Below are 12,984 nucleotides of genomic sequence, written 5' to 3' on the forward strand. Positions count from 1 at the left end.
TAGTGTAGCGCCGTCCGTCCCTCAGACGATCAAATCGACGGCTTCTAACCTTTTGGGGTAATGAAACATCGTCAATATTTAGCCTCTGCTTAAGATAGCCGGCCGATGGATTCTGCATATTCTACAAATAAAAGATCCTGCCTTCCCCATACTTAATGAGGCTTCGCCTTAAAGAAAAACCGTCATCTTTCAACTGTATTGATAAGATATTTCCACACCACCTGAAAGAATGGAAAAATAATAATTAGCACAGCTATAAATGCATTGATTTTTTATCAGCTTGCCGAAACGAGGCAGCCTTTTTTTCGTGCATTTCCACTGATAAAATCGTCACCAGACCTCATTAATAAAGCCTGACAAGAAACTTGTTGGTTCTTCTCTTTAATACCAAAGGAATGGGAATGAAAATACTCATTATACGCAGGGATAACATAGGTGATTTGATTTTGACCACACCGCTGATTGCCTGTATTGCACAGGTCTACGGCACTAAAGTTGATGTTTTGGTGAATACTTACAACCAATCTATTATGGATAATAATCCACATATTGGGCGGGTGCATCTTTATAGCAAATTACACCATCGTAAACCCGGCCAGTGGGCATCAGGCGTGATTCTGCGCCGCCTGAAAACATGTATCGCGTTACGGCTTGCGCGCTATGATGTGGCAATAATCGCACGAGAGAAATGGGATAAGCGCCCTCTTCAGTGGGCAAAATTATCTGGCGCCAGAAGGGTAATCGCCATTGGCAGTGACGCACCAGCGGCGATTACAGATCTTGTCCCGAAGCCGGCAGAACGGTGTCATATTGTGCAGTTACTCGCCCAGCTGGCTAAACCCATTGGTGTTTACAAAGAACCCGGACCACTTGAGCTTTATATAACAGCGGAAGAAATCAGGTCGATGAAAGCCCGTCTGTCCGTTTCTGAAAATGTGCCTGTGTATGGATTACAGATCAGCGCCAGAAAGCCAATGCAGCGCTGGCAGGCAGAAAAATTCGTCGAAATGGCGGACCGGCTGAACAAACGTGAAAAATGCCATATTCTGCTTTTCTGGGCGCCAGGCAAAACCAGTAATAAGGAGCATCCTGGAGATGATGATAAAGCACAGCAGATCATCAATGCATTACAGGATTCATTCATAACTCCCGTCGCAACGAAAAACCTCAGAGAACTGATGTCGGCAATGTCACTCTGTGATCAGATATTGACGAGCGACGGTGGCGCATTGCATGTTGCTGCTGGAGCAGGCGTTCCGACGGTAGCAATGTTTGGCAATAGCGATGCCTTGTTCTGGGGACCATGGGGGGTGCCAAACGAAACAGTAGAAGCGCCGGAAAGAAATGTGGGTTTATTGAGCGTCGATGAAGTATACAGCCGATTTATCGCACTCCGTTTACGCGTTGTGAGCCAAAGCCAGGCATAATCAGGCCGTTCTGTACCACCCCATTAATTTCACATAGGCGTTAACAACCGAAAGTGCAGTTCCGCTCCCTGTGCTTTCGGTTGAACCCGATACGCTATGGCTGTGTGCACCTATAGCTACAGTATGGGTGTGTGCCCCTATAACCACTGTATGCGTATGCGCTCCCGCGCTATTTGTAGCCGTGAGGTTATTTCCGAACCAACGATCATGTAAAGAAATCCTGTAGCTTTGTACTGCCCCATCCAGGGTAAACTGCCAGGCGTTATGGGTATGCGCGCCCGCAGAGTTAGACGTTTTGGTTCCATAGTCAAAACTACTGCTGGTTTTCGTACCGTAATCAAAACTGCTGGTATTGGCAGAGAAACTATGGCTATGTGCCGGTAAATTCCCTGGCACCAGCGTAACGACATCAGCACCGCCGGATGCCAGTATATCGGTTCCATCAGCCTTAGCTGTGCGTATCACCCTGTTTTCACCGATATATACCCAGGTAGTGCCGGGGAATAATAGGTTCGGATTTTTATTCTGCGCAAACCAGATAACGATTCCTACGGGATACATCTGATCAACCGAATAATTATATAAAGCAGTTGGGTTTATTACGTTAAAAAATTCTTTGGTCTGATCAAGCACGCAGCAAAACGGCACCCCACTGACTAAATCACCTGTATCAAGTTCTCTTTTGTGACCTTTATACAGTGGAAATGTACCGAGCACGATCCCGGACAGAGTCACCTGCAGCGTAGCGCCCCCCGTATTCGCTGCTGTGGGTGTAATAATCAGCGGCGTTTTCAGCTGCCACTCTGTGCCGCTGTTATTAAAGTACGTTGAGGGTAAAGAAACCGTCAGGGCATTCGCCGTGCCACCAGCGGTTGCGGTTGTGAAGTCTCCGGCTTGCAGCTGCTCAATCTGAACATAATTTTGTTCAGATCCACGAGTGGCAAAGTTCGCTACCGCATCATTTAATGACCAGCCTTTTGCCGTGGTTTCCTCCTGCCCGCGAATCACGGTTAAAGTATCCTGTGATACTGCCATCAGATGACAGATTTCAAATACAGATTGCTGAGCATCAGTGAGCGTGAGCTTTGCATAAATGTTGTGAGGGCTGTCCGGATTAGCAATATCCGTCGTCAGCAATCTGGCAAATAGCTCTCCCGTGCCAGGCATCACTGCAAAAGTGGTTTGCGCTGCGGTGATGTCAGAAGCTAACGAAGACACCACATTATTCCCGAATCCTGTAATCATTGTTTATTTACCGTCACGTTAAAGGTGTAAATAAAGGGAAGATTAACTAACCCCTGCTCAATCGCCGTTTTGAGAAATAGTCCAATCCCGTCGCCATATTCAGGCACGCTTATATTGAACGTTCCTGCTGAACTTGAAATACTGATATTGGATATATGCTGAAGGGTAAAATCCAGTCCAGACTTCCCATAGATAAACCTGGCTATACGTCGCTTAAGCCAGGTAATACTGAACTGGAAACCGTCACCTTTATAAAAATTCCATGTCAGTATGCGTTTAAAATATTCATCCGGCAGATATTGCGTTTTCCCCGGCCGGTAAGTTTTTAATTTCGCATAGGGAACCGTGTTATAGTCAACGCTGTTATAAGCGCCTTTCGCGACACTTTCCTCGGAAATTTTCAGATAGGGTCTGGCATAACCGTATATACCTTCGGCAACCCAGTCGAGCAGATAACCGTTGATACATTCGCCGGGCCAGAATGGCAATGTCAGTTTATTAAATGCCGTCAGATAATTTTGTGCGATTTTGTTGTATGCGGTAAAAAAAGCCACTACGTCTGGATCATCGTTGTACTGCACAAACGGGTAAGATGGAATGATTTGACTAATCGGTGTTGCCATATCGTTGCACCGTTATACGTGATGGATCTGTGGTGAAATAACTGTACTCACCGCCGTATATCAGCTCCGTTCCCGTTAATGGCGGAACAACAACGCCGTTTATCCCGATACTGATGTCGATCAGTGATATCTGTGTAGGGCTGACGAGGGAGGTGATTGCAGTGAGAAATATAGACTCGATCTGATAGGTATTTATCGGCTCGCCGATGGGAATATCATTAATATAATCAACCAGCGGAGCAATGGCGGCGGCAGAGGCGCTGTCAGGATCAAGCTGGTCAGCCACTCTTATATTCCATGTGAGTATCACAGATGCCATCTGTGACGTGGGCAGAATGACAGGTATATTATAGTTATCCGGGTAATCCGTTATTGTAACGGTAATACTATCGGGTTTATTGCCCTCCCCGTCGAGCACGTCTGCGGTCAGAACCGAAATATCAGGGACCGCACTGTACACGGCCAGCCCGACTTCGTAGGGATCGCCACCCCCGACGATAAGCGCCCATCTGCCGGTACTCACATTTCTGTAGGAAATCAGATTACTTTTCACCCCGGATACTTTTTGCAGCAGGGTTTTCAGAAAAGCGGGCACGCCCTGAGCTGTTACCATACCGGCCTGCATAACCTGGGCGCGATAGGAAGACTCAGGCTGTTTCTCAGCGCCGGGAACCCCCGCAGTGACGTTGGTACAGCTCAAAGTGATGGTACTCGGCACTGAGGTAATTATCTGCGTGACCGAGCCGGCAGGAACCGCCCAGCAACCTCCCGTTGTCGCCAGGCAATAGATGGGTTTCGTTTGCCCTCCCGCAGGCACCACAGCATTATTCTGGACCATATATTGATAGTTGCCATCCGAAACAATAAATCCTTTCGGGATCACAAATCCCGGCAAGCCTATAAAGGTGACATTGACGGAGGTGTTGTAGCCCTTGCCCTGCGGCACGCCGTAAAGGGTGCCGAGTTGCATCAGCATCGGCAGGTTAGCGCCGTACGGCGTCACTGAGTTGATGGTATCCACCATCGCGCTGTCGATAAGGGCAACCGCGCCGGTTGCGGTGCCGGCTAAGTCAGCGATCAAAGCGGCAGGCAGATTGGCGGTATAGCCGGGAACGATGGCGGCTACGTTGGTGATAAGGTTCGACAGCAGTGTTTTTGGCGGTGTGGGCTGCGCACCAGATTGAGTAATGACTATGGGTAGATCTGACATAGATTACCTACTGTATAAATATGGATAGTGAAAGGGGATTGAGAGAATAAAGTCGGTGAAGATTTGCTGACGCCGATGATAAGCCATTTCCCAGAACCCAGAAGGATTTCAGTCGCCATGTAAAATACCCGCGGCGTGATTATTGATTTGTCGCCGCGTAATGCCTTCAGCCGATGCGCCGGGGGATATTAAAATTCCGTCATTTATCGTGACCCATTCTGACTATTGTGATGGTACAAATGCAGAAGTCAGGACTAAACCGCAATACTCTCGCTAAATGATGTCCCGTTAAGAAACACGGCTTTTATCTCATAGGTGGGACAATCAGCCCCATCTGTTTTGCTGATCGATAACGAGGCAAAGTAGCCGGCAAACTGCTGCTGCGTGATGTTGACGTAGTAATCGGGATGCACCTGAGTAACAATCGATTGCTGCGCCGGTATACCGTACTGCGCGTAGAACGGGGATTCACCGAGGCTCAGTTTTAGCGTCTGGATCAGCGTGGTTAACCAGCCCCAGGAAAAATCCCCTTGCTCATCGGCTTCCACGGCAACCCACTTTGCATGGCCGCGCGCGTCAGTAACTCTTCCCCAGGTTCTCATTGTGTCCCTCCCGGATTGGGTTTTTCTGAAGTCACCGTGCTGTTACCGCCCTGCACGTTTTTAATATCATGGCCGTGCTGGCTGACGCTGACACCGTTGATTGTTGCATCGTTCTGCACACTCAGCGGGCCAATAAGCGATGCGGTGGCATCGCCGGGGATCTGGCCTGCATCCTGCACAATCTTGCCGTTAAGATGTATCGTTCCTTCCAGGTAGATATGGGCGGCTTTCAGTGTCACCTTGCCTGGCTCGATGGTGACCGTTGCGTCCCCGGCGACAGTTTTACAAATCACCCCTTCCGGGCCGTAAACGGTGACCTTTCGGGGATCTTCATCAGACCAGGTGACGTTAGCGAGCGGTACAAAAAACAGCGGTGTCAGTGAAGGCGACAGAGAGAGGCTGGCAATATCCGTTCCTAAGCCGGATATCCCGCGTAGTGAGACATCTGCGGGAACAGTAACACCTTTATCTCCGGGCTGAACCGGGTAGCGAATATAAGCGAAGGTCGCGATCGGTATGGTTATCTGCGGGTACTGAACCCCACCAGGCAGCAGATCGAACTGAACCGTGACAATCTGCCCTTTTACTGCAACCACGTGACAGGGTAATGCGCGGCCGCGGAGCGCGTCATTATCCCGCCATGCAGTGGTAATAACGTTGGTTAGCGCTTTCGCAAACGGAAATTTCTGTGCATCACTCATTTTTCGGCCTCACGATACTGAGCAAGTGCTTCATAGTTGGTGACCCAGGCATTGCTGCTATCAGCAGAAAGGTATTTCCCGACATGACGTACCGCGGTAATCAAAAATAGTCCGGAAAAATTCACATTGTTTCGCAGCATGGGGTTGGCCTGTTCATTATTAACCGAGAGTAAAGATGAAGGAGCGGAAAGAATATTTTTTGGCAGGCTGATCTTATCACCGCAGCGCAGATCTGCTCTCAGAGGGCATTTAAAGGAAACCAGCTTTAATCCTGCCCACGTTGGCTGGCCGATGAGTTCTTGCGGCAATATCGGCTTATCGCCCTCCCCGCTGACCCACCAGTTATCGAAAACATGAATAACATCGTCTGCTACCACAACCTGCACGCCGCTATAACCATCGTCATTGATGATGTCTTTCGACATACTTCGTGCCGTTGTGGCAAGCGGCTCCATGCGTGGACAAACACCAGTGGCATCTTCCGGCAAAACTAATTTGTTGCTGACCGTTGTTATCACCTCGCATTTCGGGTAAGCCCTTTTTAGCGCCTGTTCTACTACCTTGCCAAGATTATCCCCTCTCTTGCCCGACAGCGTAATACAGGTCGATTGCCCTTCGTCGTTTAACAGCGGGCTGGGGTTAACGATGAAATTCAGTGACTGTTCTGTACCGATCCAGTTCGCATAACAATTATAAATCTCGCCACTAATTATCCAGTCCGCCTGACCCGGATTCGCTAACGGCAATCCCTGCGTAAACCCGGCTTTGAGTTTTAAATGGTAACCATTAAGCTGGACGCTTTGACTCAGCATCGAAGCGGGTAAACCGTAAAGGCTAATCTTCGTTCCGCTTTTGATCACATCATAGCCGGCAATCATCGCGTCAAAATCAATATGCAACCCACGGCCTGCACTGCCTGCTGTATCGAATGGTCCGATTAACGTACCGTCGCGGGCAATTGCAGGTCTTCCATATTTGTCGGCAATTTCCAGTCTGTAATATCTCACCCTAAGTCACCTCAAACTGACGGCTGCTGCCGCGATAAACCAGTGAACCCGGTGACCAGGGCAACGCCAGATTAATATCGTAATCATCCGGTGAGTCGATGAGAGGAACATACACAGTCGCGCTTCCCTGCCCCTCGACCAGTTTCAGGTAGTAACGGTTGGCATAAAGGTTAAACGGCACAGAGGCAAACAGATTCACTCCACCGATTGTTGCCTGAAACGAAAACGGTAGCTGGTCGTTCGGTTTAAATGGAATAAAACTTGTCATAATGGTGGTGGCCCCGCTATCTGGTTTCCCTGCGCTGTCCAACCCAGCCCGCCAGTTGCGGGTAAACCAGATTCAAATTTGTTCATCAGGTTACCGAGTACCGCCTCTAGCTGGGAAAGGACTAAAAGCGGCTGCTCAAACTCAAACACCCAGGAGTGCTGCGCCTGTTTGTTCTGCGCAGAAAACCCGGAGTTATCGCTAAGCGAGCGCAACAGGCATCCGGTATAGATAAATGCCGGAGTGAGCACGTTATAACTGCCGCCGAGCTGATTATGTTTATCGAGCGCCATTTTCAGCGCCGTAAACGTCAGCGATTTCGTCGCATAGCCACCGTCACGGGTGGAGACGGGACGCTGCATTTGCATATTGATCCGATTGGGTTTGTTCACCACCGCATTAGCTGCCGTTGTCTGGTTATAGAAATTGAGATTCCCTATCTCTTGTTGAATCAGAGTGGTTCCGGCCATCGGCATAAAACGTGCGGTTGCTCCGTTACCGAGTTCACCATGCATAAGCCCACTGACAATACTCAACCCTTCCGTAAACACTGCAATGGGTAACGTGCTGCCGGGAATAGTGGCAGCCAGCCCCCCGACCAGCATGATTGGTGAGATTTCAAATGCCAGCTGCCAGGCTTTGCCGAAATAATTTAATGCCATTTTTACCTCTGAACGCTGCACATGCCTTTCACCTGGGCGCTGATATCGGATCCCGGCATCTGGTTAATATCGAGTTGAATCGTGGCGCGGGCGTTATCCGGGGCGCCGGCAAGGGCGTAACTCGCCTCCCGCAGCCGGGGCACAATGCCGGGATGCTGTGCCAGCCCACCCTGTACTTGCGGCAGGATTTTCAGCAGATAGTCGACGGTTTCCTTTTTAAGGCTCAGGTTGCCGTCTTGATCAATTTGTCCGCCGTTATATTGCGTCAGCGTCTTTGCAATATCGCCGTTGTAGCGTTTCATGTTGTTTTGCAAATATTTTGCTGCTGCCTGCGTGGCTTTCTTCGGATCAAAAACATCCTCTTCACTCAGGCCATAAGCGGCAGCTGTTGCTGGTATAAACTGAAACAGTCCGGCGGCACCGGATTGTTTGTTCTTGGCCAGGGGATTCCAGGATGATTCGGTCTGCGCAATCGCGGACATCAGCCCTTTGGGCAATTTCGCCGTATCATTCATCTGCACGACAAAATGCTTAATATTCCTTTTCAGTCCATCAGGCATTTGATAGTTGTCGTACACCGCATTTTCGGAAAAGTAACTGGTGTACTGGTTGGTCATTCGATTGGCGCCAGGCAGTTTCCCGCCCAGATACTTATCGCCAAAATTTACCAGTTCACGCGCCGCACTATCTCGCCCTGTTCCGCTGCCGCTGAGCTGGACACCTGGTACCTTACCGGCGATCCATTTAATCGCCTGCCCCAACGCTGTAACAATGGTTTTGATGCAGTCGGCAAAGGTTTTCAGATCCGCCTGAAACTGTTCGCTGCCAAGCCAGTCACTTAACGTATTCAGCCCGCTGGCCACCAGCTCGAAAAGCGCTTTACCGTTCTCGCCTCTGATAAATTTTTCTAAACCAGAAGTGATTGAATCGGAGAATTTGATAATGGCAGGAGCAAGGTTGCTTAATGATTTAACCAGGGTGTTACCAAGCCTGTCCGCATTATACGTAAGACTGGAATAAACCTTTTGCAACCATCCCTGGCTACCGTCCCCAATCGCCGCGTCCAGATACTGCGACCGTTCGCTATATTGCTGATTGAGTAAGGGAAGGGAGTACCGATTGTCCATGATCTGATTAGCATCGGCGACACTAATAAAGCCCAGCCCTTTTGCATGCAGAATGGCTTGTGAAGTCCCCGAATCCTGGTACTGCTCTAACAGTCCGGTGATTTGGGTAAGAAATGCTGGCAGATTGTGGTGAACGCTGGCATTGGGATTGATACCCAGAGACATAAGACCGGCGTATGCAGGATGGATAGGATCATTACGGGCGGCAGCCAGAGCCTGTATGATATTATCTGTGCCTGAGATGCGGGCGCCATAAACGCTGTTTGCCGCCTGCCACTGCCCGGTCGTCAGCCCCACACTTTGGGCATTCAGATATTGACTGGTTGCCTGCCTCGCAAACTGGCCAAAGCCAAATGGCCCCGCGACGCTAAGCGACACCAGTTTGTTTCCCCAGGACAGGGCTGTTGAAAATAGCCCTTTTAGCGTTCTGGTGGTGACATCCAGCGTCTTATTGATCAGTGCAAAGGTTTTCAGTGTTCCCTGCGCCTCTGTATCAAGGTTTTGCAGAAATTGATTAAACCCGGTATCGGTCTGGGCTGCTGCCGGAGCCTGAAAACGCGCGGAGAAACCGCCAGGACCCACACTGAAGGCTGCCTTAAACTTATCCGCTATGTCCTGCAACTGGCGAATTTTCGCTTCATCGATCACGGGGAGCTGATTTCCGGCCATTAAAAGCCTCCGGGAGGGGTGCATTTCAGCAGTTCACGTAACTGAGCTGCTGTTTTCAGATTTAGCGGTGTGTCGATAAATAGCTGCCGAAAACCTACACCGGCACAGTAGTCGAGGATATCGCTAACGACATGTTCTCCATCTCGCCAGAATTGCCGGTTGGTTTCGATATCACTAATGAATCGATCCAGTCCATAAGGCTCAATGATGTGGTTGCACTGCTCCACAGACCAGCCACCACTTCCATAAGTCCCCTCGCCTGATCCGGTTTGTTTATCGCCGAGACACAGGTAAAAAAAACCAGTTCACCGATTATTTCATCCAGCTCAACCACGCCTTTTTCGATAGCCACATCCAGCGGTTTAGTCTGCCAGCCTTTTCCTTCCTGCGGATACACCAGGTTTGAAAGGCGGATGATTTCCCCGACCAGCGTATTGCGCACGCCATTTGCCCCGTCCCAGCCACCCGATTCAGATGCAATCTTTTCCAGCATCAGACAGGCCACTCGCGGCCCGGCTACGGTGCCTAATCCTTCGGTAAAAATGGCGGCAAAGGTTTTGCTGAGAATAAGGAAATGCGCTTTGTAAATCTCTCTGGAAATCGGCGTTGAATGGATCCAGGCTGCTCCTGATTCGGTTTCTACCGGCACAATCAGATTCATTACACGAGAGATTTTCATCAGAGTTCCCACAAGGCTGAGTTGACGTAATAGGTGCCGGTGAGCGTAATCACGACACCCGGGTCTCCTCCGGCAAATGTCATATCGCCAACCGATGTGATCGCGGTACTGGCCATATCAAACTCGCCTAAAGTACTGCTGTCGGTATACAGGCGCACGTCCCCGACAAAACCGTCGTTTTCGATCTGCTTCTTATACTGAGCAGCCATCAGCTGGCTGCGTAGCAGATGGATTTTGGCTTGTACCAGCACATAAGGCTGCGGCGACTGAACAATCCCGGTCATTGCCGGGAGAGGCTCAACGATATTGCCCTGAAATGTTATCTCGACACCTTCCTTCGCCAGAGCGGACGCGGATACATTCAGCTCAGGGTGATCGGTAAATTTAGCACTGGCCCTGACACGATTGAGCACGCCGGGGCTGATCATTGGATTATGCATTGTTCAATTCCTTTTAAGACAGCTGCATCGTCACGTTAATATTGAAGATAATTTCCACAAAACCACGCATCGGGGTATAGCTCGCCGACAGACCCGCGTAGCGGCCAGTGCCGTAATCGTCAGGATGATGGGTAACGTAGCTTTTAAACGGTACGGCGTTAACTGGAGTGAGACCGTTAACCAGACCGCAGGCAATGCCGGTATTAAATACGCCCTGAGCAACCATCTGCAGGCGGTCAATACCATCCTGATCGTAATAAAGCGGGTTGATGGGATTGTTGCTGCCATTGATCACCGCGTTCGCCAGCATCCTGTCAACGTTGATCTGTACCCAGTCCACCGAGTACCAGTACGTCATATCGTTGCCGTCACTGGTTACCCCTTTGACCAGGATGGTATTGGCGATACCCCCTTCTGCCCCGGTGCCGACGTAGTTGATATTGTTCTTCACCAGGGTGGTAAGAAGTGACGATTTTGCCTGGCTGGCATTGACCGCCAGCAGGAAGCGGAACGCCATCGGCGGAACCTTATTGATTTCGCTGGGCGAGGCGGAGACCAGATTCCACATTACGGCTGCCGCCGCGTTGGTTAGCGGCCCGCTGTCATCGCAAACAGCGATAACCGATTTAATACTGGCGTATGGACTGCGATAATTGGTGTCGGCTGGCGCGGCAGTCAGCGTAAAAAAATACTGCATCGCTTCATTACCGGTATACAGGCTGGCCAGCGCAATAAAATCAGCATCGCCGTCCCAGTGTGACGGTACCAGATACGCGTAAAAGCGTTTAGCCGGCTCTTCCAGATAACGCTTTAGCGCGGCAACCTGATCTGTCGTTTTCCCGCCCTGATACCCCAGCTCCAGCAGGTAAGTCCCGACAGAATTCCCCTGCGCGAAAAATGTATTTACTGCGGTGAGCAGTTCTTCACTGGCGGCAAGCGCAAACAGGCCCAGCGTTGTGGGTTTTCCTGCCAGTGCTGAAGGAGCGATTGTCCATTTCAGCGTGCCCTGGCCAGTCAGCGTCGCGGTGTATTTGCCGTTCCAGACCGATGGCGCGCAACCGCTAATAATGATATCGATTTCACTATCCGTATCCCGGTCGATCACCACACCCGCAGGCAGACGCAGCGTCACCTCTGCGCCGGATGAGGATTGCTCCGCCTCCAGCGAACCGATGGCGTTTTGCACCTGTTCTGTCATTTCAGTATTTCGCGTAATCAGTACCGGATGAGCGTTTTTTTGCAGCGTGGCGCCATGCGAGATAATAGCGGACATCTGCTGCAAGTTGGACGGTGTTGCGCCGGCAGTTTGTGAGACGTTAACAGTGACAATGTTGTAACTCATTATTTTACCTCATAGTTAAAGATGACTTGTTTAATCAGCTGTCTGGAGATGTCACGCGCGGCGGACTGGTAATAGTTGGCATCGAAATCGATACACTTTCTTTTCGCCAGCACAGTGTTCTCTGCCTGATTTGATGTGCTATCGGTGATAACCGGCAGATTGGTTATGCCGAAATGTTCATCCTCCAGCGCGGCGTGCACGACGTAGTCGAGGTACTCCAGCGCGACGGAATTATTCAGGCCATACAGAGTAATGCGTACCCGATCCTGCGCATGCTGCCAGCGTCCCGGGACGTACGGCGCGGTCTGCAAAGGCTGAGTTTCGCTGACATCAGCAACGATGCAGGGCGGTTCCAGGTCATTCAGGTTGTGAAATGAAGGGTAAACCGGAGCAAACTGATTAAGACTTAGCCAGATCGGCATACTGTTGGATAACACCAGCTCGTCAGAGATATCATCGGCGTCATTAATAATTTGCCTGCACATCGTCGGCAGTATTGCCGTTCCCCGATAATGAACCCCCCCCGCCTGGCTGTAACGGCTATCCACAGGGGCAAAGGCAAATTGTGTACCGGCAAACTCCCCTAACCAGAGCGCATCAGAGGTCTGCACATTGAAATCATCAATCTGCTCTGTCGGCGTAAAGATGAGGCTGTTAACCGTGCGGGAGGTGGTATCCGCTTGTTCAGCGAACACCTGACGGTGAAGGCTGCCATTAAGGGTCATAGTGAACGGGGTATTGATATTCAGACGCTTCAGAACATCCCGGTTGATGATTGCCGCATTAACCCAACGGACAAAACCATCCAGCGGCAGCACCTGTTTTATATAAAGACGAAAAGTGATTTGCTGACTTGAGGAGAGGGTTTCAACTGCTGACTGAAGTAGTGAGGCAAGCTGGTTACCGGTATTCCCGGCAATGTCGTCAAGGCTCGGCATCGTTATCTGTCCATGCGATAAATGAAGTTTTGACCTGGCCGCTATTT

14 protein-coding genes are annotated in these 12,984 nt (G+C 50.3%); 1 reads left to right on the top strand and 13 read right to left on the bottom strand.

Annotated features, from left to right (window positions below; all coding sequences use genetic code 11):
- The first annotated feature begins 401 nt into the window (after positions 1-401).
- Positions 402-1,427: a glycosyltransferase family 9 protein gene (locus N5923_RS21705; RefSeq protein ID WP_267144008.1), complete on the top strand. Its 1,026-nt coding sequence runs from the start codon at positions 402-404 to the stop codon at positions 1,425-1,427.
- Here N5923_RS21705 and N5923_RS21710 read toward each other — a convergent pair whose 3' ends face one another.
- From N5923_RS21710 to N5923_RS21770, 13 genes are all read right to left on the bottom strand, one after another.
- On the bottom strand, positions 1,428-2,672 hold the full coding sequence (locus N5923_RS21710) for a phage baseplate protein (protein ID WP_267144007.1): 1,245 nt from the start codon (positions 2,670-2,672) through the stop codon (positions 1,428-1,430).
- Positions 2,669-3,295, bottom strand: a complete 627-nt coding sequence (locus N5923_RS21715; protein ID WP_267144006.1) for a hypothetical protein — start codon at positions 3,293-3,295, stop codon at positions 2,669-2,671. The genes N5923_RS21710 and N5923_RS21715 overlap by 4 nt, the downstream gene beginning before the upstream one ends.
- Positions 3,279-4,505 carry a baseplate J/gp47 family protein gene (locus tag N5923_RS21720; protein WP_267144005.1) on the bottom strand — a complete coding sequence of 409 codons (1,227 nt, stop codon included), beginning with the start codon at positions 4,503-4,505 and terminating at the stop codon, positions 3,279-3,281. Before N5923_RS21720 ends, N5923_RS21715 begins: the two co-directional genes overlap by 17 nt.
- 254 nt (positions 4,506-4,759) lie before the next feature.
- The gene (locus tag N5923_RS21725; RefSeq protein ID WP_267144004.1) at positions 4,760-5,107 is read right to left on the bottom strand and encodes a hypothetical protein; all 348 of its coding nucleotides are present in this window, start codon (positions 5,105-5,107) and stop codon (positions 4,760-4,762) included.
- Positions 5,104-5,808, bottom strand: a complete 705-nt coding sequence (locus N5923_RS21730; protein WP_267145267.1) for a phage baseplate protein — start codon at positions 5,806-5,808, stop codon at positions 5,104-5,106. Before N5923_RS21730 ends, N5923_RS21725 begins: the two co-directional genes overlap by 4 nt.
- The gene (locus N5923_RS21735) at positions 5,805-6,815 is read right to left on the bottom strand and encodes a hypothetical protein (protein ID WP_267144002.1); all 1,011 of its coding nucleotides are present in this window, start codon (positions 6,813-6,815) and stop codon (positions 5,805-5,807) included. Before N5923_RS21735 ends, N5923_RS21730 begins: the two co-directional genes overlap by 4 nt.
- Position 6,816: 1 nt before the next feature.
- Entirely contained in the window at positions 6,817-7,083 is a 267-nt protein-coding gene (locus N5923_RS21740; RefSeq protein WP_267144001.1) for a hypothetical protein, read from the bottom strand.
- A complete protein-coding gene (locus N5923_RS21745; protein WP_267144000.1) occupies positions 7,080-7,742 on the bottom strand; it encodes a hypothetical protein in 663 nt (220 codons plus the stop codon). The genes N5923_RS21740 and N5923_RS21745 overlap by 4 nt, the downstream gene beginning before the upstream one ends.
- A gap of 2 nt (positions 7,743-7,744) precedes the next feature.
- Entirely contained in the window at positions 7,745-9,538 is a 1,794-nt protein-coding gene (locus N5923_RS21750) for a lytic transglycosylase domain-containing protein (RefSeq protein WP_267143999.1), read from the bottom strand.
- 94 nt (positions 9,539-9,632) lie between these two features.
- On the bottom strand, positions 9,633-10,217 hold the full coding sequence (locus N5923_RS21755) for a hypothetical protein (protein ID WP_267143998.1): 585 nt from the start codon (positions 10,215-10,217) through the stop codon (positions 9,633-9,635).
- The gene (locus N5923_RS21760) at positions 10,217-10,657 is read right to left on the bottom strand and encodes a hypothetical protein (protein WP_267143997.1); all 441 of its coding nucleotides are present in this window, start codon (positions 10,655-10,657) and stop codon (positions 10,217-10,219) included. The genes N5923_RS21755 and N5923_RS21760 overlap by 1 nt, the downstream gene beginning before the upstream one ends.
- A 13-nt stretch (positions 10,658-10,670) precedes the next feature.
- Positions 10,671-11,999, bottom strand: coding sequence for a hypothetical protein (locus N5923_RS21765; protein ID WP_267143996.1), 1,329 nt, complete (start codon positions 11,997-11,999; stop codon positions 10,671-10,673).
- Complete coding sequence (locus N5923_RS21770; RefSeq protein ID WP_267143995.1) at positions 11,999-12,937, bottom strand: hypothetical protein; 939 nt, start codon at positions 12,935-12,937, stop codon at positions 11,999-12,001. The genes N5923_RS21765 and N5923_RS21770 overlap by 1 nt, the downstream gene beginning before the upstream one ends.
- Positions 12,938-12,984: the final 47 nt, after the last annotated feature.

This window comes from Winslowiella arboricola, from assembly GCF_025527015.1.
Lineage (GTDB): Bacteria > Pseudomonadota > Gammaproteobacteria > Enterobacterales > Enterobacteriaceae > Erwinia > Erwinia arboricola.